The 26389-nt window shown below is 61.0% G+C and carries 18 protein-coding genes and 3 pseudogenes; 8 read left to right on the forward strand and 13 right to left on the reverse strand.

All coding sequences use genetic code 11. The annotated features are described in order from the left end of the window. Positions 1 to 268: 268 nt before the first annotated feature. Complete coding sequence (locus WBP07_RS22535; RefSeq protein ID WP_395396511.1) at positions 269 to 691, reverse strand: transposase; 423 nt, start codon at positions 689 to 691, stop codon at positions 269 to 271. Between the two features lie 49 nt (positions 692 to 740). On the opposite strand from WBP07_RS22535, the pseudogene WBP07_RS22540 reads away from it, so the two are divergent. Both WBP07_RS22540 and WBP07_RS22545 read left to right on the forward strand, forming a co-directional pair. Then, a pseudogene (locus WBP07_RS22540) lies at positions 741 to 1082 on the forward strand (LysR substrate-binding domain-containing protein); the annotation flags it as partial. Between the two features lie 400 nt (positions 1083 to 1482). Then, positions 1483 to 4341, forward strand: coding sequence for a PAS domain S-box protein (locus WBP07_RS22545; RefSeq protein WP_395396093.1), 2859 nt, complete (start codon positions 1483 to 1485; stop codon positions 4339 to 4341). Between the two features lie 14 nt (positions 4342 to 4355). On the opposite strand, the gene WBP07_RS22550 is transcribed toward WBP07_RS22545, so the two are convergent. From WBP07_RS22550 to WBP07_RS22565, 4 genes are all read right to left on the reverse strand, one after another. Beyond that, positions 4356 to 5297, reverse strand: coding sequence for an IS110 family transposase (locus WBP07_RS22550; protein WP_395396094.1), 942 nt, complete (start codon positions 5295 to 5297; stop codon positions 4356 to 4358). An 851-nt stretch (positions 5298 to 6148) separates the two neighbouring features. Beyond that, positions 6149 to 7546, reverse strand: a complete 1398-nt coding sequence (locus tag WBP07_RS22555) for an efflux transporter outer membrane subunit (RefSeq protein WP_395396095.1) — start codon at positions 7544 to 7546, stop codon at positions 6149 to 6151. After that, positions 7546 to 8670, reverse strand: coding sequence for an HlyD family secretion protein (locus WBP07_RS22560; RefSeq protein ID WP_395396096.1), 1125 nt, complete (start codon positions 8668 to 8670; stop codon positions 7546 to 7548). The genes WBP07_RS22555 and WBP07_RS22560 overlap by 1 nt, the downstream gene beginning before the upstream one ends. A gap of 17 nt (positions 8671 to 8687) precedes the next feature. Then, on the reverse strand, positions 8688 to 10373 hold the full coding sequence (locus WBP07_RS22565; protein ID WP_395396097.1) for an MFS transporter: 1686 nt from the start codon (positions 10371 to 10373) through the stop codon (positions 8688 to 8690). Positions 10374 to 11203: 830 nt separating this feature from the next. Between WBP07_RS22565 and WBP07_RS22570 the strand changes: the two genes are divergently transcribed. After that, entirely contained in the window at positions 11204 to 11416 is a 213-nt protein-coding gene (locus WBP07_RS22570; RefSeq protein WP_395396512.1) for a helix-turn-helix domain-containing protein, read from the forward strand. A 1033-nt stretch (positions 11417 to 12449) separates the two neighbouring features. Then, positions 12450 to 12662, forward strand: a complete 213-nt coding sequence (locus WBP07_RS22575) for a hypothetical protein (RefSeq protein WP_395396098.1) — start codon at positions 12450 to 12452, stop codon at positions 12660 to 12662. A gap of 263 nt (positions 12663 to 12925) precedes the next feature. Here WBP07_RS22575 and WBP07_RS22580 read toward each other — a convergent pair whose 3' ends face one another. The 5 genes and pseudogenes from WBP07_RS22580 to WBP07_RS22600 form a co-directional block, all read right to left on the reverse strand. Continuing rightward, positions 12926 to 13318: a DNA-directed RNA polymerase subunit alpha C-terminal domain-containing protein gene (locus WBP07_RS22580; RefSeq protein WP_395396099.1), complete on the reverse strand. Its 393-nt coding sequence runs from the start codon at positions 13316 to 13318 to the stop codon at positions 12926 to 12928. Between the two features lie 996 nt (positions 13319 to 14314). Next, positions 14315 to 15091: a hypothetical protein gene (locus WBP07_RS22585; protein ID WP_395396100.1), complete on the reverse strand. Its 777-nt coding sequence runs from the start codon at positions 15089 to 15091 to the stop codon at positions 14315 to 14317. Positions 15092 to 16151: 1060 nt separating this feature from the next. Further along, complete coding sequence (locus WBP07_RS22590; protein WP_395396101.1) at positions 16152 to 17378, reverse strand: dihydrolipoamide acetyltransferase family protein; 1227 nt, start codon at positions 17376 to 17378, stop codon at positions 16152 to 16154. Positions 17379 to 17380: 2 nt separating this feature from the next. Continuing rightward, the gene (locus WBP07_RS22595; RefSeq protein ID WP_395396102.1) at positions 17381 to 19723 is read right to left on the reverse strand and encodes a transketolase; all 2343 of its coding nucleotides are present in this window, start codon (positions 19721 to 19723) and stop codon (positions 17381 to 17383) included. Positions 19724 to 19778: 55 nt separating this feature from the next. Next, a pseudogene (locus tag WBP07_RS22600) lies at positions 19779 to 20450 on the reverse strand (fumarylacetoacetate hydrolase family protein); the annotation flags it as partial. A gap of 108 nt (positions 20451 to 20558) precedes the next feature. On the opposite strand from WBP07_RS22600, the gene WBP07_RS22605 reads away from it, so the two are divergent. Together WBP07_RS22605 and WBP07_RS22610 are read left to right on the forward strand one after the other, a co-directional pair. Continuing rightward, entirely contained in the window at positions 20559 to 20882 is a 324-nt protein-coding gene (locus tag WBP07_RS22605) for a DUF6968 family protein (RefSeq protein WP_395391182.1), read from the forward strand. A gap of 38 nt (positions 20883 to 20920) precedes the next feature. Next, a pseudogene (locus tag WBP07_RS22610) lies at positions 20921 to 21687 on the forward strand (IS5 family transposase). A 143-nt stretch (positions 21688 to 21830) separates the two neighbouring features. Here the strand turns inward: WBP07_RS22610 and WBP07_RS22615 are convergent. From WBP07_RS22615 to WBP07_RS22625, 3 genes are read right to left on the reverse strand one after another with little or no spacing between them, the layout of a single operon-like run. Next, the gene (locus tag WBP07_RS22615; RefSeq protein WP_395396104.1) at positions 21831 to 22166 is read right to left on the reverse strand and encodes a hypothetical protein; all 336 of its coding nucleotides are present in this window, start codon (positions 22164 to 22166) and stop codon (positions 21831 to 21833) included. After that, the gene (locus WBP07_RS22620) at positions 22163 to 22789 is read right to left on the reverse strand and encodes a VOC family protein (RefSeq protein WP_395396105.1); all 627 of its coding nucleotides are present in this window, start codon (positions 22787 to 22789) and stop codon (positions 22163 to 22165) included. The genes WBP07_RS22615 and WBP07_RS22620 overlap by 4 nt, the downstream gene beginning before the upstream one ends. Positions 22790 to 22798: 9 nt before the next feature. After that, the gene (locus tag WBP07_RS22625; RefSeq protein ID WP_395396106.1) at positions 22799 to 24571 is read right to left on the reverse strand and encodes an FAD-dependent monooxygenase; all 1773 of its coding nucleotides are present in this window, start codon (positions 24569 to 24571) and stop codon (positions 22799 to 22801) included. Positions 24572 to 24856: 285 nt separating this feature from the next. On the opposite strand from WBP07_RS22625, the gene WBP07_RS22630 reads away from it, so the two are divergent. Both WBP07_RS22630 and WBP07_RS22635 read left to right on the forward strand, forming a co-directional pair. After that, positions 24857 to 25567, forward strand: coding sequence for a TetR/AcrR family transcriptional regulator (locus WBP07_RS22630; protein ID WP_395396107.1), 711 nt, complete (start codon positions 24857 to 24859; stop codon positions 25565 to 25567). 375 nt (positions 25568 to 25942) lie between these two features. After that, positions 25943 to 26206: an XRE family transcriptional regulator gene (locus tag WBP07_RS22635; RefSeq protein WP_395396108.1), complete on the forward strand. Its 264-nt coding sequence runs from the start codon at positions 25943 to 25945 to the stop codon at positions 26204 to 26206. Positions 26207 to 26389 lie beyond the last annotated feature (183 nt).

The following is a 26389-nucleotide window of genomic DNA, read 5'->3' on the forward strand; positions in this document are numbered from 1 at the left end:
GAGCGATCATTGGCGGGATCCTAACACATGTCGAACATAATGTGAACATATCGGCCACGCCGCTGCCCGCCGAACAATTGCCGTGTCCCCCAATACGGACCTTTTCGGCACAAGGACGGAAGGCGGGCGCGACAGCGCACGGCCTTCGCTGTGCCTTATCAGCCGGCTGCCCGCGGCGCGCCGCCTCCTCGATCGCCCTGTGCCATGAGGTCGGTGCCGGCTGTTCATTGCTGCATGAAAATGCTGCATCAGCAGCTTGGAAGGAGCCCTAGGCGGCGTGGGCAAATTTGAGCCAATATCTGGCGGTGGCGAGATGGACCATACCAAGGAAACTGTTCGCCAGTTGATCGTAGCGGGTGCCGATGGCGCGGTTGATCCTGAGGTGGCCGAACATACGCTCGATGCGGTTGCGCTGCTTGTAGAGCACCCGGTCATGTTCGATCTTTACGCGACGGTTTGATCGGCCAGGAATGACGGCCTTGATTTTCCGTTCAGCAAGATCGGCTCGAATGGCGTCGGCATAGCAGCCCTTGTCGGCGAGCAGAGCGCCGGGTGCGCGTTCAGGCAGTCCGATCAGGGTGCCATACGCCTTGTAGTCTGCCGCTTCGCCAACAGTCAGCGTTCGCCCTGGCGGCGCTGTGGAAAAGGATAGGATCGCTGTACGTATCGCCCCGGATATCGCGATGGCAATTGTCGCCTCTCCGGCCTACCTCTCGCGCTTCTAAGCTCCGTCGACACCGCAGGAATTGGTCCGCCATCACTGTGTAAATTTGCACCTTCCAACAGCCGAACGACCCTTTGCTTGGGTGCTGCGCCGGAGGGGCCCTGAAGTCCATGTCCGCCCGGAAGGGCAATTGATGTGTTCGATGATCGACCCAGTCCTCGATGGGGTGCTGACGGGGATCGGAATTGGCAATGTCCCGCTGAACGATGCTGCCCAGCATTTGGCTGATGGAAAATTGATCCGCGTTCTGCTCGAGTGGGAACAGTCACTGCCTGGCTACCACTTTTATTATCTGAACCGGCGCAACGCATCGCCCGCGTTCAGGCTTATGCTGGATGCGATACGCTACAGCGTGTGACTGTCGAAGAGATGCACATGGGAGGTTACGCTGCTTGAATGCATCTCGAGCCGGGATCGGCTACACCGCGCTCGCCATACGCGAATGACGAAATCCGGTACAAGCGAGCGGACGTGGCATGAGCATGGGAAGCTCCTGTTTGGGCCGCGAGCCGCCCGATCTCTGGCTCGCGCCTGTTGATCCACCGCTGAACATCACAGTCGCGACAAGCCATTGAGTTTTAGGTCGGATTTATCCGAAAACGGCTATCCCGCTTCAAGAGCCTCTGGCGCATGATCGCGTCGCTCTGCTGGTCGACGTCTGGACAATCGCCGTGGGCCGCGGACAATCACTGCATCATGGGCACTAAAGCGTCCGGCAGGCGTTGACGGGCAAAAGCGGCCGGGATGGATCTGATTGAATGAATGAACTGACTGCGATTTTTCCTGGCGACAGCGAGATGGCGCGCGTGATGCGCGAAAAGGACTGGACCGACACAGCTCTGGGCGACCCGCGCACGTGGCCTGAAGCTCTCAAAACTCCCTTGCGGATGTTGCTGACTACACGTTTCGAGATGTGGCTCGGCTGGGGCGATGACCTCAATTTCTTCTATAATGATGCCTATATCCCGACGCTTGGGATCAAGCATCCCAAGATGCTCGGCCGTCCGTTCCGTGAGGTCTGGGCCGAAGTCTACGACGAAGTCGCCGGACAGGTTGAGCGCGTGCGCGCCGGCGCGGCGACCTGGAATAAGTCGCTGCTGCTCCTCCTCGAACGCAGTGGCTTTCCCGAGGAAACTTATCACAGCTTTTCCTATAGCCCCCTTCACCTTCCCGACGGTTCGGTGGGGGGGCTGCTGTGCATCGTAAGCGAAGATACCGCGAACATCATTGGTGAGCGCAGGCTCGAGACGATGCGACAACTTGGCCTCGGTCTGTCGCAGGCCACCGACCGGCCGGATATCGTCTCGGCAGTCATGGCGGCGTTTGCGACCAATAGGCGCGACTTTCCCTTCGTCGCGCTGCAACTGAACGACCACGTAGATCGGATGGATGCGATGAAGAGCGCGGGAACCGCGAACGCGCACCGGCAAGAATGTCAGGCCGGTAATCCTCCCGCCGAGACGCTGTTCGCCCGCATCGCGCCCGCGCTTCCGGCGGACATCCTCGAAGCCGGCGTGTTGTTTAACCTTCCGGAACGCGAGGACTGGCCCACGGGCGATTGGGACCGGGCACCCGTACGGGCGATTGCCATGCCGATACCTGGTGCAGGCACGGCCGAACGCGCCGGCACGCTGGTGCTCGCGCTTAATCCCTACTGCGTGGATCTTGCGGATATCCTGCCGACCGTGCGGCTGCTCGCGGGGCAGATCGGCGGTGCCCTTGCCAATGTCGCGACGCTCGAGGCGGAGAGGCGCCGCGCCGACCGCATGTGGCAGGTCTCGCGCGACCTGATGGTAGTCGTGGATGCGGGCGGTGTGTTTCGCGCCGTGAGTCCATCCTGGACGCGCATTCTCGGCCACCCCATCGAGACGGTGATCGGTCGCCCCTTCGCCGATTTCATGCATCCCGACGATGTGACGGCAAGCAGTGCAGCGCTCGCCGAAGCTCTCAATGCCACTGAGCTCAATAATTACGAGAACCGTTTTCGCGCGCTGGACGGCAGCTACCACCGCATCGAGTGGCACACCACGCTCGAGGAAGGACAAGTCTATGCCTATGGCCGGGACGTGACCGACCGCCGGCTGGTCGAAGAGAAACTGAGCGACAGCGAGGAACAGTTTCGCCATCTGGTTCAAGGCGTCACCGATTATGCAATCTACATGATCGATCTGGAGGGCAATGTCTCAAGCTGGAACGAGGGCGCACGTCGTATCAAGGGTTACGAGCCCGACGAAATCATCGGCTCACATTTTTCTCGGTTTTACACGCCGGAGGACCGTGAGCGCGGCGAGCCGGCACGCGCGCTGGAAACAGCGCGCACGGAAGGCCGCTTCCTCGCCGAGGGCTGGCGCGTGCGCAAGTCCGGTGAGCGCTTCCGCGCCAGCGTCGTAATCGATGCGATCCGCGACGATATGGGCAAGCCGATCGGCTTCGCGAAGATCACCCGCGACGTCACCGAACGCGAACAGGCTCAAAGGGATCTTGAAGTTGCACGCGAGGCGCTGTTCCAGGCGCAAAAGATGGAAGCGATCGGTCAGCTGACCGGCGGCGTGGCCCACGATTTCAACAATCTCCTGATGGCAATATCGTCGAGCCTTGATCTGCTGAGCCGGCGGACCGGCGACGATCCGCTGTCGCGGCGGCTCCTGGACAATGCGATCGAAGGCGCAAAGCGCGGCGCCACGCTGACCCAGCGCATGCTCGCTTTTGCCCGCCGTCAGGAGCTCAATGTCGGACGGGTCGACGTACCCCAATTGCTCAGCGGAATGAGCGATCTGGTGCAGCGCTCGATAGGGCCCGAATGGCCGATATCTACTAGCTTTCCGTTGAAACTTCCCTCGATCCGCGCCGACGCCAACCAGCTCGAAATGGCGCTCTTGAATCTCATCGTGAACGCACGCGACGCGACTCCCGGCGGCGGCCCGATCCTGATTTCTGCGAGCTGCGAAGATGTCGCCGGGGAAGGCCCGGCCAAACTGGCCGCAGGGACCTACGTCCGGCTGGTTGTCAGGGACGAGGGTCAGGGCATGGACGCGGAAACGCTGCGCCGCGCGACCGAACCCTTTTTCACGACGAAAGGGGTGGGCAAGGGCACCGGGCTGGGCTTGCCAATGGTACATGGCATGGCGCAGCAGATCGGAGGCACGTTCGAGCTCCTGAGCAAGGCTGGCGAAGGCGCCAGCGCGGTGCTCTGGCTTCCGGTCGCCGAACCGGAACCGGTCTGCGTCACCGCGGCGGCGGAGGACGCGCAAGTCACTCGGGACACACCGCGATTGACTATCCTGACGGTCGACGATGACGCGCTGGTACTGATCAATACCGCAGCGCTGCTCGAGGATCTCGGTCATACGGTGATCGAGGCGGGGTCCGCCGCCCAGGCGCTCGAGTATTTCTCGGCGCGCAACGACATCGACCTGCTTATCACCGATCAAGCCATGCCCGGTATGACCGGTGTCGACTTGGTCGCAGCAGTCGACGCCATTCGAGCGGGCACGCCGGTGATCATTGCCAGTGGCTATGGCGAAGGGGTCGATATCCCGGGCCGGCAGTTGGTCCGGCTCGGCAAGCCCTTCAACCAGGAGCGCCTCAGCGAAGCGATCGAGGAAGCGGTCGGCTAGAGTATCCGTGATAATCAAGCCAACGATTGGGCCCAGCATCGATCGGCCTTGAGCAGTGCGTTTGCGGTGACGATGAGCTTTCGCATGACGGCAGTGATGGTGATCTTGGCGGGTTTTCCAGCGGCGAGGAGTTGTTGGTACTTGGCTTTGAGGTCGGGGTTGTATCGGGCGGCGACGAGGGCCGGCATGTAAAGGGCCTGCCTTACGTTGGCGCGTCCGCCACGGATAAAGCTTTTACCTTTCCATTGTCCGGATTGTCGCGCGACGGGGGCAAGACCGGCGAGCGATGCGGCCTGCTTGTTCTCGAGGCTGCCGAGTTCGGGCATGGTGGCGATGAGCTGGTTGGCGGTCAGCCTCCCCACACCCGCGATGCTGGTCAGGATCTGGTGTCGTCGGGCGAGTAGCACGTCGGCGGCGATGAGGTTGGCGATCTCGGTGTCGAGGGTCTCGATATGCCGATCGATTTGTTCGAGCCGCTGGCGACACTGGCGCTTGAGAAAGGCAATGGTGAGATTCTTCTCGCGATTCTTGAGCGCGGTGCGATCACGAACCAGGCCGTCGCGGGCATTGATGAGCTCGGCCATTTGGGCCTGCTGTGCGCTTCGAGCGGGTCTGACGGGTGGCTGCAAGGTGGCAGCCATACGGGCCAGCAGCATGGCGTCAATGCGATCGGTCTTGGCCAGCGTGCCAGTCGCCTGGGCGAAGCGCCGGGCGCGTTCAGGGTTGAGTTTCACGCAGGGCCAGTTGGTCAGCGCCGCCTCCAGTGCGCGATGATAGGTGCCGGTTGCCTCATAGGCGATCCGCTCGACCGGCCATTGCCGTAGCCAGGCTATCAACGCCTTGTGGCCCTTGGCGGTGTTGGCGAACTGGCGCTCGACGCCGGTGGGGTGGGCATGGCAATCGAGGCTCGCTTTGGAGATGTCGATGCCGATCGTCTGTGATAGATTGTCGCTCATCTTTTCCGCTGTCCCATGCTTGTCATCCGGGTCCAAAACCCCGGTATCCGTTCGGGCCTGATGGAAAAGAAAGGGGCGATCCTACTCTAGCCCGGTCCCTTAACGACCGGCGGTTTCGCGATCCGTCCCCTTCCGCCCGGACCGGGGTGGCCACCCCGGTCCGGGCAATCCAGCATGACCCAAACGGACCGCAATGTCATAAGACAAGCGTTTTCCAATCAGGCGGAAATCACCTGTTGGCTCGGAAAACCCGGGAAATCAAAATATTGTAGCAGCTTATCCAGTCAAATTGGATCGCAAACGGCCAACGAACGGCGCTCACGAGATATTTCGGTCGCCAGTTCGGCGCCCGCATACAACGCTCCCGCACATCCCGACGGGCGTGTGTCGGACTGAGCGCCGGGTAGGTTTGCGCATTCCGTCGACGGAACCACTGCGGGCGAATACCGCAGAGCTGCCTGGTCGGCGATCGGCCAGCTATACCGGTCCACCTGCCTGTTCCAGCCTCGCGCGTGAAAATCGGCTTTACCGCCGGCAGCGCGCGCCCGGGCGCGATTGGGATTGGTCAAGGACCCGTCATCTGCGGCGACGAAGCGCGCGCAGCTCTCGCGAACAGCGACCTTGTCCACGTTTTGCGCCAGCCACTCGATTCCAACCACCAGGCCGCGCACGCCATCGCCGGCGAGGGGTCGACGGGAGCCTGCCCGCGAGCCACATTCGGATAGTCTTCGAGCCCCTCATTGTCGCCCTGCCGCACAACCCACGGCCAGCAGGCCATGGCGGCGATCGACGTTGGTGAGGAAGCCGCCGCGCCGCATAGCGTCCTGACGGGCACATGGGCGAACAGATCGCTAGGGAGCAGCTTCCAGCCCCGCGACCGCCTCGCCGCTCCAGCCACCGCCCATCGCAAGGTAGAGCACTACCCGCGCCTGTAACGCCGCGGTTCGCGCCTGTACGAGGCTCAACTCGACATTGAGCAGGCCTCGCTGGGCGACCAGCTGTTCGAGATAGGGCGAGTAACCCTCGCGGCGGCGGTTGGTGGCCAGCCGCAAGCCTTCGGCGTCGGCAGTGCGCTGTGCGGTCAGGGAAGTCATGCGTTCGTCAGCTTCTCGCACGGAGCCGAGGGCATCTTCCACTTCCCGAAAGGCAGTGAGCGCGGCCTTGCGATAAGCCAGCGCCGCATTGTCACGCTGCGCTGCCGCACTTTCTGCGCCGGCGCGTAGTCGCCCGCCCTGGAAGATTGGCGCCAGAACGCTGCCTCCCAGCGACCACAGACCGATCGGGTCGCCCGCCAACAGCGAGGACCAGACAAGGGCCCCCGATCCTGTAAGTTGAAGCTGGGGCAGGAAGCGCTTGCGGGCGGCAGCGAGCGACTTGTCCGCGGCGGCAAGCTGCAGCTCCGCCTGAGCCACGTCCGGCCTGCGGGCGAGAAGTTGGGAGGGCAAGCCTTCCGGGATTGCCGGTTCCATAAGCTCGGCGAGTGAGCTGTTGCGCGTGACTGGACCGGGCACCTCTCCTGTAAGGAGATGCAGGGCATTTTCCTGCCGCATCGTCGCCTCGCGCAAAGTCGGGATCAATTGAGCGGTGGCCTGATACTCGGCCTCGGCTTGAGCCAGTTCCAGCCGCGGCGAATATCCCGCACCGACCCGGCGCTGTGCCAGCTGAAGTTCGCGGCGCCGTGCATCCAGTGTCAATTCGGCAATGCCAAGCTGCGCATCGAGACCGAGCAAGCCGATATAGCCCGAGGCCGCTGTCGCCGCGACAGAGAGGCGGATCGAATCCCGCGCTGCCTGACTGGCCAGCCAGCCAGCCCGCGCCGCGGCCTGTTGGTCGGCCAACCGCCCGAACAGGTCCGCCTCCCACGCCGCTTGCACTGCCGGCTCCGCGGCCTGTTGGACCACCGCAACGCCGAAGGCATTGATGCTGCGCGCATCCGAAGCTGAAGCCGAGGCTGCGACGGCGGGTAGCAACTGCGCATGGGCCAGCCGTTCTTGTGCCCGCGCGTCGCGGATGCGGGCAGTTGCCTGCGCAATGTCGATATTACGCGCCAGCGCCGCTTCTATGAGGGCCGTCAGTTGCGGATCGCCGAAAGACTGCCACCAATCGCGGTCGAGCGGCGCGGTCGGCCCTGTAGTGGTCCGCCACTCGGCGGGCGCAGTAACGGGCTCCACGGGCGCGACGGCGACGGGAGGGCCCGCGCAGCCGGCAACGAGCGCTGACAGGCTGGCAAGGATGCCGCAGCGCCGCATCAATTCCTCGTCGACACAGTGATCTCCACCGACATGCCCGGCCGCAGTCGCTGTGCCAGTTCCTGCCCGGGATCCACCGTGATCCGCACCGGAATACGCTGCGCCACTTTCACGAAGTTGCCGGTGGCGTTGTCCGACCGAAGCACGGCGAATTCGGAACCAGTGGCAGGCGCAATGTCTTGTACGCGGCCGGTCAGCCGCGCACCGCCCAGCGCATCGACCCGGAAATGGGCTCTTTGTCCGACCCGCATATCGCGAGTTTGCGCCTCCTTGAAGTTGGCGATGATCCACATGTCGTCGGGGACCAGGAACATGAGCTGCGTGGCTGCCGAGACATAGGCGCCGTTGCGCACGCCGATCTCCGAAAGGCGCCCGTCGACCGGTGCGCGGATCACAGTGTTGTCCAAATCGATCTGCGCCAGATGAAGCTGAGCCTGCGCCGCTTCCACGGCCGCCTGAAGGCCGCCGCGACCGACAATCACCGAACGAACATCCTGCCCGCCGATGGCCCGCGAAGCACTCGCCTGTCGCACAGCCGCTTCCGCTGCCAGCAGGGCGGCCAGGGTCTGGTCGCGCTCACGCTGCGAAATCGAGCCGTCCGCCACCAGTGCATCGGCACGCTTCATGTCCGCACGCGCGCGCACGAGTTGCGCCTCGGCGCTGGCGATACCGGCTTCCTGCCCCAGCAGCGCTGCCTCGCGCGACCGCTGGCTCTGTTCGGAATTGGAAAGCGCAGCGATTTGCCCGGCAAGGTTCGCCTTGGCCTGCTCCACGCGCGCCTTGTATATGCGCCGGTCTATCGTCGCCAGCACGTCTCCTGCCTTCACATGCTGGAAATCGCGTACGGGCACCGACGTGACATAACCATTCACCTGCGGGCTGATCACTGTCACCTTGCCCCGGACATTGGCATTGTCGGTCTTCTGGGACCATCCCGCGAAAGGCGGGAGGCTCCAGGCATAGAGGATGGAGAGCACACCCAGTACCGCCATGACGACGATCGCGGCCACAGTCCAGCGGCTCTTGGGGGGCGGGCGCCAGCCGGTCGGCGGGTTGATCTGGGTATCCACCCCTTCTGTGCCGGGCCATGCCGTCTCGCGTTCACCGTTATTGTCGTCCTTCACTCCTGCCCTCTGCTTTCTCAATCCCGGCTCGCCTGCAGGGGTCCGGCTGTCGCCTGCGCCGCGCTGCGAGCCCGCATTTCGCGCTGGAGCAGGATAATCGGCGATTCCTCCTTGCGCCGTCGGATGCCCAGGCGAATGGCAATCCCCCAGACAACCGCAGCCACCGCCAACCAGCCCGACAGCAGGAAGACATCGTTATAGGCCAGGATGTTCGCTTCCCGCGCCACTTGCTGGGAGAGGAGCGCAACCCCTTCCGCCGGCCGCAGCACCGGGTCGCCGACCACGCTGGAAAACGCGCCGGCGTTCGCTCGGAGGCGGTCTGCAACTTGTGGGTTGGTCATGATGATGCTCTGCACCAGTTCGTGCGAGTGGTATTTCTCGCGCAGCGTCTGGAAAGTGCCCAGCAGCGCTGTTCCCACCAGACCGCCCAGGCTCTGGCTCATCCCGAAGAGCACCACAAAACTCACCATGTTTTTTCCGCCGCCCAGCAGTGCGCGCGCGAAGCCGATGGCGACAGTTTCGGCCAGAAACAGCATCGCGGCAAAGCCGATCAGCCCCTGACTGAAATAGAGGTTCGCGGGGCGCGTGAGATTGGTGGAATTGGCGTCCATAAAGGAGCCGATGGCGATAAGCACTACCGCCAGGTTGATCAGACGCCCGGGATGCGCGGGGTTGAACACGGCCAGCGCGAACACCATCCCCGCGATCGAGGCGAGCACGATGATGCCGTTCAGCAGAACCATCTGGTCGTTGATCATGCCCACCGCGTTCAGCAGGCCGACCGAACCGAAGGTCTGTTCGGACAGCAGGACGCGGACAATGGCTGCCACGGCAAAGAGGCGCAGCATCTCGCGCGTGCCGATCCATCGGGTGTTGATCAGCGGGTTTCTTCGGAAATGTTCCTGCACGAAGCCGGCGCAGATCAGCGCCACCCCGGCTGCCAGCGACCAGCCCATCCATGCCCGTTCCGTCCACCATTCGATGCGCCCTTCGGAAAGCACGGCGATCAACAGCCACAGACCGGGAGCGAGCATGGCGAATGCCACGAAATCCAGGCGTTCGAAGGCCTTGATCCGCTCGCTGGGGGGAAGCGGCAGGGTCATTATCGCTGCAAGCGTGACCAATGCCAGCCCCAATTCGAAACGATAAAGCATATGCCAATCGCCTGAAATCAGCAGGCCGGGAGACATCACCCGTGCCAGGGGCGTTGTCAGCTGCGAGACCGAAAGTCCGATCATCGCGCCCATACTGCGCCTGGCCGGCGGCATACCCTGCGTAAGATAGAGCGTGGTCAGAGTGGAGAGGCCGGCGGCGGCAACCCCGCTCACGGCGCGAACCGCCACAGAACTCCAGAACCCGTGAACCAGAAGGTGCAGCACGGTGGTGACTGCATAGACTACCATGATATGGCGGATAAAGGTCTGCAGACCGAACTGCTGGCGAAACTTCACCAGCAGCAGGTTTGCGGTGACGTTGGTCATCAGGTAAGCGGCCGTGAGCCACGCGCTTTCGTTACTGTCCAACCCCAGGGTGCCTTGCGCGAAGACGAGGTTCACGGTGACCAGGGCATTGGCCAGCCCGCCAGTGATGCCGATGAGGATGCCGATCAGGAAATAGAGGCGGCGACGATGGTCCGGATGGTCGGGGTTGGCCGGCGAGCCCGCAAGGGTAGGCCGCTCATGTGGTTTGAACTCATAGTCCATTCCATTCCTTGCCCTTGCGCGGTAACGGAAGTTTGCGCTGACGCGAATCCCCGGTTCCATGTTGAAATGCCAAATTGGCCCGCTTGGACTGCAAAGACAAGCAGCCAAGTCTAGTTACATGGCAGCTCCCGCAATGCCCGATTTCGGATTCTAGACGCATTTTGACGGCGCTCTTGCAATGGAGCTGACCGGGTGGATTGCATCGGCCGGTTGTCGGAGTCGCTCTGGCTGCCGTGCGCTTGCCGCCGAGCGCCCGCCCCACGTTTTCCCTCAATCGCGGGACCGGGCTCCGCAAGGGATCGGAAGCCCCGACCTTACTGATTGTGACATGTCGCGGGATGATTGCATGCAGGCGTCGGATGGCCCACAAAGCCTCCCTGCGCGGCGCCTGGACCACTTGTGCCACCTCTCGACTCGATGCTGGCAAGCCGACCGTCGAGCCATGCGCAGGGCCGGGGTGCGCCTCGGAGTTCAATGCCTGCGATTTCGCGGAGCATCATCGATAGGGTTACTTTCATCGGCACCCTGGCCGCCGCAGGTCTAGCATTTGCCACATGGGCAGGCACAATCCGCTGCGAGACCAAGGCAAAAGCTTTTCGGCGCATTCAAATCCATCACCCCCTGCCCATCATCCCCCCGGACCCGCTCGGCGTGAGGCGTGGATGCCGAGAGCCGGCAATGGAAGCTGGGGCGGTGGGTTCCCGGTGAGCTCCCTCGCAAAGCCAGGGAGGGGACAGTTCGGAACAGACATTGCCCTTTGTACAGCAGAGCGAATCTGCTACAATCCTGCGCTGACCGAAGCGCTGATTGCACGAGAGGATCGCTGCAAGATGCCCGATAAACATCCAATCGATAGCCAGTCGTTTCTGATCAATAACGAGGCAGCCGCATTCCTGCGATTGTCGCCGCGAACGTTGGAAAAATACAGAGTGATAGGCGGCGGCCCTCCCTTCCATAAATTCGGACGCAGAGTACTGTATGCCCGCGCCGACCTTCAACAATGGGCAGACTTGCGCACCTTCGATAACACCTCGCAATTCTAAAATGCGAGATGCGTGAAATTCTGCTCCCGGCATGCCCGCCGCTAACGCTGCTTGAGGCAAAAATCGCATCACCGGGAAACGATCGAACCGGAACAACGCAAACTTGGGAGCGGATGAGGCTGGCGGACGATCACGCAATCCATGGCGTTCCTTCCACCATCCTATGGAATACGATCAAAGCCAATGAGAGTTCGTGCTCCCACGGTTGAAACCAAAGGCGGCACAGCAAAGGGTAACCTCGAAATTGCGATTCAGAAAATCTGCGGCCCACAGAGATCCCATTTCAGCCCGGTTTTGGGGAAATTTCTCCGAATCGATCGGACAGAACGAGCGCGCGAGCCGGCACGCCGCTCCCTTGGAAATAGACTGTGGCACGTGCCGCAAGCGACTTGAGGGATTTCTACCACAATCCGCCAGAGCGCAATCGGACGGCGCGCGACCCCGGCGGTGCGGCGTCCCTTTCGGTCGCCGGCGAGGGCTGCGCTGGAAACCTTCGGCCGCTCGAACTGCATCATTTCCGACTTGTCGTTGAGGCAAGTGCAAATCACCCACGCTGGGGTCACGGAAAGCGGATCACCGTGGATGACGGCCGCATGATCACGAGGCAGATCCAATGGTAGAAGATCCGGCAATACTGCGTACTACCGATCTTTCTCGTGCACATGATTAGAGCCCCTCTCCCTTCATCCCTTCAAGAAGGAGGCATTTTAGCAGATGACCGCAGCGAGCGTCACTTGGCATTTACGGCTACGGCTCTACAGAATTGAATGAAGCCGGAGCGCAAGACGGCCGATGAACGACCCGTCGGTGTCAGACAGCGGCCGGCCTCAACCTGCCACTCGAGAGGACATCGCCCATTCAAGCCGGAGAGATACCAGGCAGCGACCAAATCGGTCCACCTCACCTTTGCCCCGTTAGAACGCAATCCGCGCCCCAAACGGCCTGATACGTTACTACAGAACCCACAGCCGCATCCATGAACACTCCTCAAGGGGCGTCGATGCAGGATGAGTAGGCTGGTGGAGGGTGCCTGATGAAGTCTTTGAATGGGCGCGCTTTGACGCCGGAACTGTCCAGAGCAGTTGACCTCTTGCGCGGGGCCCTGATTATCTCCGACGATGAAGGAGAGTTGGCCGCGGCCTGCCTCATCAGCGCTGCTCTCGACCAATTGACCGGCGCTGGCAGTGTCTTCGACCAATGGAGAGCGATGACATCGCCGCAAAATGATCCACATGAACCTGAATAGAAATTCACAAAATCTGCGTATTGGGTAATCTTTTCAGCCCAAGACCGCGACAATATCGACATTGCGTAATGAAATTTCATTTCCTCATGACGAGCTTTAGAACATTGTTCAAATAAATTCCTTTTTGGAAGCTTGGGGTTTGCATGCCCGTCGTTTGTGCGGCGCGGCAAGGCGAAGCGTGGATGCCGCGCATCGGCGGATGCCATACCCACTTGCCGCGTAATTGTTTCGCCAGGCTGTTTGCAAGAAACTGGACAGGATTTTCATTCGCTCGCCAGCGTGCTCATGGCTTCACGGATTTCAGTCATGCCGGATCGGCCGAGGTTGGGTAAGGCCGACAGCCGTCGCTGCTTTTCGTTGTCGAACGGCAGAAGGTCAGAAACATTGTCAAAACCTCCGAACAGAAGGGCCCTTCTGGTACGAGTGCTGAGGGGCAGCTGATCTATCGGCGTCGTGGGACTCACGACCAGCGAGGTCATCTCCATGATCTCTTCCGCTTCCCGTTTGGCACGGCGATAGATTTGACCCGCGCGCACTCCGCTAACGCCCAGGAATGACCCGATCTGCTCGAACGTCTGACCGGCTGACCTTAACTGAAGGACAGCCTGATTCCTGCCGCCGACGACAGGATCGCTGTGCGGTTTTCGAACATTCATCGCGTCGCTCCCCCGTACCATGTCGCCGCGTGAACACTGCTCAATCTGCTTCCTGTCAAAAGGGCAAGCGAGCCGTGCCGGAAGGAAAACCGGGAAAGGGGCCCATTTCGATTTTCTTTCGACATAGTTCCGCCCAAAATAACAGTCATACGATAATCCAATGCATGATCAAAGGATCGCAGCGCCGTTACCACTGCCAAATACCTTCGCGTCCGCGAGGAAAGGCTACGAATTCACGGCTAGCGGTTCATTCGCGCTGACCCCTTTAATATGTCATAGCCAATCCGTTAGATCTTCCCGTACCGCAGGCAGCAAGTGGCACTCTGGCACCGCTCCCTGAGATCGACAGTATTACAAACCCTGTGGCTCTGTACTCTTAAATAATTGCAATCCCGCCGGACTGATTACGTCACGGACGACACCCGCAGTCGCCGCGATGCAGCCGACAATACAAAACGCTCGAAGCGTGGGCCAGCTGGGGACGAACTCCTGGGACGACGCAGGCACATGAATGCGCGGCAGCCTCTGCCGGGCGGGGCGGGATTTACTCCCATATGATCGGGTTAGCGCGCGTTGGCGCCCGAAATCCTGCGGCGCGCCCGGTCGGACAACCGTCCCCGCGCAATGAGAAAATGGCGTGAGAGCGAGGAGCGCAGCTGAGGCCAACGTCTCGATACGCATCACGATCTCACTGCCGAAGCCTGTCGCCTTCGCTGGGACTGGCGCCCGCCGCCCCCCTGCCCCCTCCGACTTCGCTGCGCGAGGTGCCCGACTGGCGGTCAGAATCGGCTCGGAGAAGAAAGGAGACCACTGGAAAGTCGGGCCGCGCGTCATTATCGAGCCGAGCAAGTCCGATCTCGCATACAAGCGCTGCTGCCTGAGCCAAGCATGGCATCAAGGCAGATCGACGCCGAGGTACGGCCTGACAAGGACCGGGCATTGCACCGACGCGGGCGCGCTGCGACCAAGTTACCGCATGCTACACGTTACGCCCGCTCATCGTCGTCGCGACATTGCATGTCCCGCTCGCCTGTCGATCTCGATATCTTTCAGTTCTGCAGAGGCATTGTTGCTGCGGTCGATGCGTTTGGAACATTCAGAGCTACCAAATGAATGTCGCGCGATCGCTGCGAGCGCTTCATCCCGCTCCGATTGGGCGTCGCGCTTGCCCGTGTAGGGGATGACGATGAATGGCATTCCCGTTTCCAGCTTGGCCCTACGTGTCGCAGCTTCCGAATACCGATCAACCGGAACGACAAGGGATGGCTCCAGCTCTCTCAGAATGTCCACGAAACCGGATTGATAGGCCTGTTCAATGACGAGATTGCTAAGCTTGCCGGCTCCGTCGTTCCGGATTCCGAATGGGATCAAATATGCAAAGGCAAGCTGGCCTCGGTTCTGGCGGGCGGCATTCAATATATCGTCGATATGCCGCCATTGGGTCTCCCGGTCCGGCATATCAGCCTGATAAGCCCTGTTCACCTCTTCAAAAGCCTCCAGATCCGCCGTTGAACGCAGTGCTTCGATGGCTCGGCGCAATCTTTCGTCACCTGGCGTGTGACACAAATCGACTTGGCCGCCGGCAGGACTGATTGAGACGATTACGAGACCTCCAGACCGGTAGTTCTCACTCACCATTCCTGGCAGTGCGAGATGTATCTGACCGCCATCTCCCAACGGGCGCAGAGTTGCGTCCCATGCTCCGAATATCTTCTCCCTCGTTACAGCGGTGCGTTTGTGAAAAAGTCCGGCCAGACGCTCTCGATCAGTCACTCACGTCCTCCCTATGAAATAGGCGGGAAAACTTTAGGTCTATAAATCCATTTACATAGATTTTATTTTAATGGAATTCGTATCATGAAAAATAGTGCCTGATGATACGTGGTCTCAATCGTTTTCGTGCAGGGTCAGATGGAAGCCCTCCCGACCGAGCGCCGCCTGACTATTGTCGGTAACAGCTCTGGCTCCGCAATCGGCTCTTGCGAGTTCAAGGGACCGAAGAAAGATCTTCCGACGCAAGACAATACTCGGAAAGCGTATTCCCCAGCCGCACGTGTTTCGAGTTCAATGCTTGCATTCCCCTGCGACAACTGTGCAAGCAGCCTGCTAGCTTCAAATTCGGGAAGTGCCAAATCGATTTCGACCCGGCTTTCATACACCCTCCCGAGCCCCCTCGGGCGAGGATCGCGAAATGACGTTCCAGGTTCGTTGAGAAATATGCGAACTTCGCCCCCAGCGCGTATCCACTCGTTCTCAGCTCCATCGTCAGCAACCTGACCCAAAATGTCGCCGTTCGAAATTCGCGCGAAGCGAACACGAAGGTCGGCTCCAGTCATCTTCCCCTCCCCATTTCGACTCACCCACATCATAGAACAGTTCAACGCACGATTTAATGAAAAAATCTTATCCTTACTTAAATTATCTCCCATTAGGTGCGGAGGACAATTCCGCTTCCAGTATACCGCCAGGAATTTTTTGGGCCTCGGCATCATAATAAATCGGATCGACGCAAACTATTTCTCACCAATTCAATGCCCTTTCCGCCTGGGGGACTTTTGCACGAGAGGCACAGCGGCGCCCGCGATCGAACCGACCTACCGGTATTGCAGCCGCCGCCAGTTTCGGTGGCGGGGCTGATCGACGACTTCGCCCGGACTTGGCAGGTGTCCAGATTTGGCAGTTGCAGAGTGCCTGACGTGGAGTTCGCAGTCAGCTATCCCTCGCGCATGGGGCACATGCTCTGCGACCTGCTGCGGCCTGTGGATTGCTTTGCAGCGATCACCTGCCAATGCCTCCACCGGGTACCGCGCCGGGAAGCGCGAGAATTCAACTGTCAGACAAGAAGCTGGACCGGTTCTTCGACCAAACGTTTCAACACCGCCAGAAGCCTCGCGGCATCCGCGCCGTCGACGATACGGTGATCAAAGCTGCCCGTGACGGTCATCACCGAAGCCAGTGCGAGCGTGCCGTTGACATTGCAGGGCCGCTCCTCCCCCGCACCGACCGCAAGAATCATGGCCTGCGGCGGGTTGATCACTGCCTCGAACTGCCGAATGCCGAACATGCCCAGGTTCGAGATCGACGCCGTACCGCCCTGATACTCGTCGGGTCTCAGCTTTCCGTCCCGGGCGCGGCCCGCAAGATCGCGCATTTCCGTTGCTATCGTGGAGAGGCTTTTCGTATCCGCCCCTTTGATTATCGGCGTGATGAGCCCTCCCGGGATCGAGACTGCTACCGAAATGTCCGCGCGCTCGAACGTGACCAACTGATCACCCGACAGCATCGCGTTGCAGGTGGGGACTTCTATCAATGCAAGCGACAATGCCTTGATGATCATGTCATTTACGGAGAGTTTTATACCGCGGCTTTGCAGGCTGGTATTGAGCTCGGCGCGAAGCGCAAGCAACGCTCCAAGCTGAATATCCAGCGTGAGATAGATGTGCGGCGCCTGCAGTTTCGAGGCGGAGAGACGCTGACCGATGGTCTTACGCATAGCCGAGAGCCTGGCGAGCGTGTGCGGAACGTCCGGGATCGCAAATGGGCCTGCGCTAAAGGAGGCATTGTCCCGTTGCTCCGGGAGAGACCGCGCCGCAGGCGACAATGCAAGATCGGCCCTGACTATCCTACCCCGCGGCCCCGAGCCCACGACGTCGCGCAGGTCAATCCCGCCCATCGCCGCAATCCGGATGGCGAGCGGGCTTGCCTTCCCAACCATCGCGGGCCGCGGCTCGACAATCGGCGTGGTCAGGCGCGCCACCTCCCGAGCTGGTGAGGCAGTCGCTTCGGGAACGCAGGGACGTTCTTCGACCGGCGGGGCACCCGCGTCCATCAGCTTCGCGAGTACCGCGCCCACAGGAACGCCATCCGTTCCTTCGGGGACGAGAATCTCGCACAGCCGCCCTTCCTCGGCCGCCTCGAATTCCATCGTGGCCTTATCGGTTTCAATCTCGGCGATGAGGTCTCCCGGCTTGACGATATCGCCCACTCCGACGAGCCATTTGGCCAGCGTTCCCTTCTCCATCGTGGGCGAAAGGGCCGGCATCTTGAGTTCGATTGTCATGGTCAGGCTCCGAGGAACAATTCAGCAGCAGCATCGACGATTGCTTCGGCATCAAGCCGATAGATGCGATAAAGGTCGGGCAAATCGCCTGTCTGGCCGAAGCGATCAATTCCCAGAGGACTGACCCGCTGGCCTCGCACCGCTCCAAGCCATGACAGTGTCGAGGGCGATCCATCGACGACCGTCACCAGACCGGCGCCGGGCGCCAGCGGGGCCAGCAACTCCTCGATGTGGCTTTGTGACAGGGCATTTCCCGTCCAGCGCGCCGCCAGCCGTGCGGACCAACCCCGGTGCAGGAGGTCGGCAGAAGTCACGTTGAGCAACCCCAGTCCCGGAATATCGTCGACAAGCTGTTGCCAGGCGTCGAGCACTTCGGGCGCTATCGCACCGGTAAAGACGATAGCCGCATCGGCCCCTTCGGAAGGTCGCTTCAGCCAGTAGCCGCCTTTGAGTGCATCGGCCTCCCAATCGTACCCATCGCGTGCCACCTGCGGCACTGATCGCGTGCTAAGGCGAAGATAGACCGATCCGCCCTCCTCGGCCTGCATGTGCTCGAAGGCCCAGCGCATGATCAAGGCCAGCTCGTCCGCATAGGCAGGCTCGAAATAGGTAAGGCCCGGCTGCCCCATTCCGATCAACGGCGAGCTTATCGACTGATGTGCGCCTCCTTCAGGTCCGAGCGTTACGCCGGAGGGCGTTGCGACCAGAAGGAAGCGCGCATCTTGATAGCAGCCGTAATTGAGGGCATCGAGCCCGCGCGCAATGAACGGATCGTAAACGGTAACCACCGGTATAAGCCGCGAACCGAACAGGGAGGAGGACAAACCGAGAGCCGTCAGCATGAGGAAAAGATTGTTTTCGGCGATGCCCAGTTCCAGGTGTTGACCCGCGGCGTGCCCCGACCATTTCTGCGCGGATGGAATTTTTGCGCCAGCGAACACGTCCTTCAGTTCCTGCCTGCGGAACAGACCGCGCTGGTTCACGAATGCGCCCAGATTTGTCGATACCGTCACATCGGGCGACGTAGTGACAATCCGGTCGCCCAGCGGATGGCCGGACTTGGCAATGTCCAGGAGTATCCGGCCGAACGCCGCCTGGGTGGACTGCTCCGCGCCGTCGGGCACCGTAAGCCGAGCCGGAACCGGCACTGGCGCGGCCGGCGTATCCTTCCGGTGCTGGGCAAAAGGCGACCTCTCGACAAAGGACTTTAGCCCGGCGGCAGCATTGTCGCCCAATCCCGCCCAGGGAGCCCATTCCTCTCCGAGAGGGATATTCATGCTTTCCCGCAACGCATCGATCTGCGACGGGTTCATCAAGCCTGCATGATTGTCCTTGTGACCCGCCAACGGCAGGCCGAACCCCTTGATCGTATAGGCAATGAACACACAGGGCTGCTCGTCCTGCGCCCCGTCGAACGCCTCGACGAGCGTTTCGATGCAATGGCCGCCCAGGTTCGTCATGAGCGCCGCCAAAGCGTCGTCGTCATAACTCGCCAGAAGCTCCGGCACATGTGGCTTCTTGCCGATGTCGGACAGGAGACGCGCCCGCCACGCCTCGCCTCCCTGGTAGGTCAAGGCCGCAAAGTCCGCATTCGGACAACTGTCGATCCATTCCTGAAGCGAGCGTCCCCCCGGCCTGGCGAAAGCCTCGAGCTGGCGCTTCCCATACTTCAGCGTCATGACGCGCCATCCGCACGTTTCGAAGATATCATCGAAGCGACGGAACATGCGATCCGCCGTAGTGGCATCGAGAGACTGCCGGTTATAGTCGATGATCCACCAGCAATTGCGAACGTCGTGCTTATAGCCTTCGATGAGAGCTTCGTAGATATTGCCCTCGTCGAGCTCGGCATCGCCCATGAGCGCGACCATCCGTCCGGCATCGGCCTGGGCCAGTTCGCCGTGCGCGATGAGATAGTCCTGAACCAGGCTTGCAAAAGCGGTCACCGCAACGCCAAGACCGACCGATCCGGTGGAAAAATCGACCGGAATGCTGTCCTTGGTGCGCGATGGATAACTTTGGGCACCGCCAAGACCGCGAAAGCGCTGCAGCTGATCTGCGCTCTGCTGGCCAAGCAGATAGTGAATTGCATGAAGAACCGGTCCAGCGTGCGGTTTGACCGCCACCTTGTCAGCCGGCTTCAAGGCATGGAAATAGAGAACCGCCATGATCGCCGTCATCGAAGCGCAGGAAGCCTGATGACCTCCTACCTTGAGCCCGTCACGGCTTTCGCGAATGTGGTTCGCGTGGTGGATCGTCCAGGACGCCAGCCAACGCAAACGCGCGTCGAGCGCTTCGAGGGAAGCAATCAGATCAGCTGTTCCCGCATTTTCAGCAGGCGTCATTGTCTTGGCCATTTTCGCAGTTCCATTTACGGCTCGGACCTGTTCGTCCGGCATTTTACCCTTTGACGCGGTTCTCGATCGCACCGATGCCCTCGATCTCGCAGCGCACGATATCGCCTGACCGGAGGAAAGCCGGGGGGGTGCGAGCGACGCCGACACCCTCCGGCGTTCCCGTTGCGATGAGATCGCCGGGCTCCAGGGTGAAGGCGGTGGACAGATAGGCAATCTGCTCCCAGATGTTCGCGACCATCTGGTCGGTATTGCTGTCCTGCCGCAGTTGTCCGTTGACGTAGCAACGCAGGCCCAGCCTGTGCGGGTCGACGATCTCGTCCGCAGTGACGATCCACGGCCCGATCGGACCGTGTGTGTCGAACGATTTGCCCATCGTGAATGTCGGTGAGTGGAACTGCCAGTCCCGGGCAGAGACGTCATTGGCGACGAAGTAGCCAAAGATGTGATCGGCCGCCTCGGCCCGTGTAACGCCCTTGGCGGCTTTGCCGATCACCACTCCCAGTTCCGCCTCGTAGTCCAGCTGTTCGGTCACGCCCGGATCGATGTCGTCGAACGGACCGCAAATACTGCTCGTCTGCTTGTTGAACCACACCTGATGGGCGGCTCGAGGCAATCCAAGCTTGTCCGCCTCCTGCGCGTGCTTGCCGTAGTTCATTCCAATCGCGAGCTACTTGCCAGGCCGCTCGATCGGCGCCAGCAGGCGGGTTCCCGCAAGTGGAAGCGTGGATCGAGACTCCACGGCCACCCCTTCTAGGCCGTGAACCCATAAAAGTTGCCGCCTTCTCAGCCCTATGCCACACCTTCCCGCGATGGAGGAGGGCAGATGATTGAAGCGCCATTTGTGGAGCGCAGGTTCGAGCTTGATGGCGGTGAATTGGTCGTCTGCTTTTTCACGCCATCGAAGGCACCTGGAGGCGAGTTCCAATGCCGTTATGTCATAGGATGGCCGGAACGAGAGGTTCGCCGGTATGCGTGCGGCCTGGATGGGCTCCAAGCCCTCATGCTGGCCATGCGCATCGTCCATACCGAACTTATCGAGAGTGATGCGTATAAGGCCGGACGCCTTACTTGGTGCGATCAGGCCGATCTCGACCTTCCACCTACTTGGGGCGAGGGATCGCTATATGACCCGCCTCCACATCCATAAACCTTTCAATCCCGCTTAGATTCTGATTCAGGGACGGCATGAGCCGATATGACCTGACCGACTTTGAGTGGCGCGTGATCGAGCCGCTGTTGCCAAATAAGCCGAGGGGCGTGCCGCGTGTCGACGACCGGCGCGTTCTGAACGGAATATTCTGGGTGCTGCGATCAGGCGCTCCATGGCGTGATCTGCCGGAACGCTATGGCCCGCGCACCACCTGCTACAACCGCTTTGCGCGATGGCGGAAGGCTGGCGTCTGGGATCGAATGATGGACGCCATCACCGCCGCGCACGATGGCGACATCCAGATGATCGACAGCACTTCCGTTCGCGCCCACCAGCAGGCAGCGACGGCAAAAAGGGGGATCGAGATCATTGTCTCGGTCGCTCCCGAGGCGGGCTCACGACCAAAATCCATGCGGTCGTCGACGGGCAAGGCCTCCCGATCCGGCTGAGCCTGACCGCAGGGCAAAGCCATGACGGCCAAGCCGCTGACGATCTGCTCGATCATGTTGGTGCCGGAACAATCATTCTGGCGGACAAGGCCTACGATGCCGATCGCATCCGGGTGTCTCTCCGCGAGAAAGGGGCGTTCGCCAACATCCCGCCAAAGTCCAACCGCCGATCAAAACCGTACTTCAGCACATGGCTCTACCGTCAGCGCAATCTCGTCGAACGGTTCTTCTCCAAGCTGAAGCACTTCCGCCGTGTTGCCACCCGCTACGAAAAGCTGGCCGAAAACTTCCTGGCCATGGTCCAGCTCGCCTCAATGCGGCTGTGGCTCCGTGCTTATGAGTCTACGACCTAGTTCTGCCAAGGCCGGAGCGCCGGCCTCGACGATTTCGCGGATCGTGCGGTAAGGGGAGCCGGACGCGATCAGGTCCACGATATCCGGACCGCGGACGGCACCGATGCCCACAATCCCGTTCTTCTCGAAACGCACCAGTCGCATCACTCGCCCTTCCCATTGCCAACCTGGAAATCGATGTGGGCCAATCTTCCCTCGAACCGGCCGGCGAGTTCGAGCACGCGCTCGCGCATGGCGCTCCGCTCAGGCGAGGCGAGCATCCGTTCCATGCCGGCCCGGTCGTCGAATTCGACGAGGACCTGACAGAAGATGTCCGGCGGATTGTCTTCCAGCCGCTGCGGCCAGAGTACACGGGCACTTCGCACCCCCGGCAGGGAACGCAGGCAGGCTATGAGGTCACTGTCCATCGCCAGACAGAACCTGTCGTATTCGCCCGGCTTGGGCTTACCGAGCCAATAGGCGGAACGTATTAAGCTCATGATGCAAGCGCCCCCTGGTTTGCAGCGCCGGGATAAAAGGGTGTCATGCGCGGTGCGATACGAGCCCGCCATTGCGCGTAGGGCTCGAAGCCTTCGCTGGTCTCGCACATCGCCCGGGTTTCCTCGACAATCGCTTCATTGTCCTTCGAGAGATCGAGCGGAATGAGGAAGGGTTGCAGAATGTACCAGTCCGTATCGACGAAGAACTCGAGATTGTTACCTTCCGGATCATGCGCGTAGATGCTCCAGGCGACCCCGTGATTGCCCGAAAACAGATGACCGACGCCGAACTCTTCGAGACGCGCCTTGATATCGCGCAAGTCATCCAGTGTGGCCATCTTGAACGATATCTGGTTGATACTTGGACCGAACTGAGTGTTGGCCGTATTTTCCGGCAGGTATTCCGGACGACCGGTGGCCAGCACGATCTGATGATGATCGCCAGGATCGCGCGACAGGAACACGAGGTCCATACCTCCGACGATACCCCGGTCGGTTACGGTGAAGCCCAGAACGGCCGTATAGAATAGCTCCATTCGCGCGATGTCGCGCACACTGAGGCCCATATGGCTGAACATAAGGTTTGGCGCGGAAGAACGATTATGTTTCGTCTTCATCATCATCTCTCCAGATCAGGTACAGATTGCTTCGAACGCAGGTGCCGCCGCAGGCCGGACGCTCAGCGGATCTTGCAATCCATGGCTGACCCGAACCGCGCGTCCGAGCGCGGTGCGAGGGTCGGGCGGGAAAGTCGGCGTTCTCCAACATACATGGCCATCGGGCCTGACCGCGACAGCTCCGCCGGGATCGATCCCGAGCAAGTCGAGAACGGAAGCTCCCGAGGAGGCGCGGTCCAGCATCACAATTTCCACCGGGACCCCGCTCTCGGCCGAAACCACGGCGACCACCCCGGTCCAGGCTGCGTTGAACGTAAACAGCGTGACGCCCCGCGGTTGCACTTTCCCGAGCGTCGAATCGCCGAAGTCGCCGCTCGCCGATGCGAAAGGCAGTCGTGCACCGGGGTGCGCATCTGCGCGATAGTCACACGGCGCGCAGGAAGGCGGCAGCGAACCATCGGGAATGAAGGCCCCTTGCACGTAGGAAAAGCCAAGATCCATTCCAGCGCCCTGGGCAAAGTGTTCAGCCTGTTCATCGACCGCCCGCTGCACGCCCCCTCGGCGTGCCATGGCCAGAGGAGAGTCGCCGTCGATCAGCAGCCTCTCGGCAGGATATGCGGCAATCGGGCCCTCGCCGGCATCCGCAGCGATGGGGGCAAGGGTCTCGATACCCAGCGCCTCATCTATGAGCGCCATCTTGCGCAAGTTACGAACACTCTGATCGGTGTTGCGCTGGGCGACGGGACGGCGCTCCAGCTCATAAGAGTCCAGCAGCGCGCTAGGGGCGCGCTCTTCCATGACCGCGGCCAATTTCCACACAAGATTGTGCGCATCCTGAATACCGGTATTCATGCCCAGACCACCGGTGGGCGGGAAGCGATGACAGGCATCACCGACCAGAAACACGCGGTCCCGGCGATAAGCGGCTGCGACTTGCGCGCTCATGTTCCAGTTGCTCAAGCCGATCAGTTCGACCGGGACCTGCCCGCATCCGATTGCCTTGCTCACAATCGCTCGGGCTGCCGCCTCGTCGAATGTTTCCGGCGGAAGGTCCCCGATAGGAACCAGCATTGCCCAGGTCCGGCCTTCCTTATCGAAACAGATGAAAACCCCCCGGGCGTCCCTCCCCCCGATCCAGTAGAGCATACCGCGCCGACCTTCGCGGAAACGATCGAGGTCGGCCCTGAAGTAAATGGTCATGAAGCGCGCCAGAGACCTCGGGCCCTCCATCTCGATATCCATCGCCCGGCGCACCGCACTGCCGGCTCCGTCACATCCGATCACCCAACCGCAATCGACGACACTCTCCCGGCCATCGGCAACGGATCGGATCGTGACGCGCGCGCCATGGGCGTGATTTTCGACACCCAGGACTTCCTGTCCAAGGCGGACTGTCCCTCCCAGCTCGACGAAGCGTTGATGGAGGAGTGCCTCGAAGCGATTCTGCGGAATGTTCACCGAACAGAATGCGCTCAGCGGCCCGCGCTCGTCGATCGCCGAGCCCTGGATGGGCAGCAGGCCATACTCGCGTCCTGCCATGCTCTCGACCCAGGCAACGAGGCTGCTGAGCGCCGTGGGGTCACCTTGATCGCGCACGATTTCGGCAAGTCCCATTTCCGCCAGAATTTCCTGCGAGCGCGTATTCACGACATGTGCGGCGGGAAGACTGGTGAGACTTGTCCGCCGATCCACCACGATAGGTTGATATCCGCGCTGACGAAGCAGGATCGCGGTGGATAGCCCTGCAGGTCCGGCGCCTACAACGAGGATGCTCTGGTCAGCAGCCATGTAATCGACTCTCCCGAATCAATCGGCACGCCATGGGGTGCGACCGCACGGGATTGCCGCCCTGCCGCGTGCCTTGTTCATGATGATTGTGACGAACTCTGCAGAGAGGAGACGAACTCCTGCGGCCCGATATTATCGGGCAGGCACATGTCTCTCCGCACAACTTCGTTGCTCTTCTCGTTACCGTCACGCTATCGAATCATACACGAGAGGTCAAGATGAACATTCTTGTATTGTTCGGAAGTTGAGATTGCCAGGTCACGCGAGGTATGGATAAGCGACTTCATGGACAAAGTCGGACATACCATGACTGCCGGAAACCCGAGCGCAGACAAGCCGGGCAGCGAGCCCCGCCGCCGCGCGGCGCTCACGAAACGCACCCGAACGCGGGCTCAGATCCTTGAGGCAGTGCTGGCCGCCTATCCGGGGGCAGATCCGTTTGCACCGGTTACTGTGGATGATGTGCTGCGCGTGGCGGGGCTTTCGCGGGCGACATTCTATAAATATTTTACATCGCTCGAGGAGGCCGTCGAGCAGCTTGGCTCGCGACTCGCAGACGAACTGGCCGATGCCTATGCCGCAATGTACGGGGATGTGGTCGATCCGAAGGTCCGTGCGGCAACGGGCTTCCAACTCTTCCTGACCCGCGCTGCCATGGAGCCGAACTGGGGCTCGTTTGTCTCCCACGCCCACTATCTCAGTCGCGACGAGGGACTGCTGAGACAGATCAAGAGCGACCTGCAGGCCGGTATTGCCACCGGCGATTTCAAGATCGCTGAACTCGATGTCGCCGTCGATTTCATCGTTGGAGTCAAGACGCAGGCAATCCGCCGACTGGTCCAGAGCAGCGCTTCACAGTCCTACATTCAAACGATTACGAGCATGATCCTGCGCAGCCTGGGGCTTTGTGCGCAGGTCGCCGATACAGCAACGCTCGAAGCGGCCTACAAGCTAGCTTCCGCGGGGCCCGATCGCCTCAGCTGGTGGAGGCCATGAACTGATCGGCAGGATTTCCGCGGATCCTCCCTCGAAGCGCGTGGCCCTCGTGAGCGCCCCCCGCAGTGACTATCCGCTGTCCTTTGTTTGGTGGTTGCTGCAGCCTCAAGCGCCCCGTTATACCAATCTCCTTGTCAACAGCCCGCGAAAAAGAGGCCGTGCCGCGCATGTTACAGGGTTCCATCAGTCCCTGCGGCCTCCCTGCGGCGCCCAAGAAGTGCGCAGATCTTCAAAGGATCTGGATAAGGCATTCCGAAGCGATCCAGCCCGTGTTAGCCTCTGGCGCTTCATCGGATCAGTGCAGGGCAGTGTCATATGGACGGACAAGTTCGGATCACTGGGCGTCTCATCGCCGCAGGCCGAGCGCTCGTGGGGGTGAGCGTTTCCGATTTCGCGGCGGCAGCGGGTCTCGATGCCGCCTCGCTGAGCAAACTGGAGGAAAGCGCAAGCGCGCTGATTGACGGCGAAAACGAAGTCAATGCAGTCGGTCTGGCGTTCGAACACTTCGGCATCGTCGTCGTGGGCGAAGGAGATGGCATGGGTTCGGGCGTGAGGCTCAAATTCACCCGTCAGGACGTAAGGCAGATTGCCCGCCTCGAAGGTGAAGGAGGCATCGTCGGATCCGATGATGCTCCATGACATCTTCGTTATTTGGTTGGGCCCGCGCCCGGTCTTGCCTGACGGCGGCTTCCATTTCGCATCACGCCGTTTCGCATCGGCAAGCCAATCCTAAAATAGTGCCGCGCGCAGCGGCAACCTGCTGGCAATAAACGATGCAATATCGCGCACGAACACCGGGTGCCGCACATAGATTCATCGAGG

The organism is Novosphingobium oxfordense, from assembly GCF_044029435.1.
GTDB lineage: Bacteria > Pseudomonadota > Alphaproteobacteria > Sphingomonadales > Sphingomonadaceae > Novosphingobium.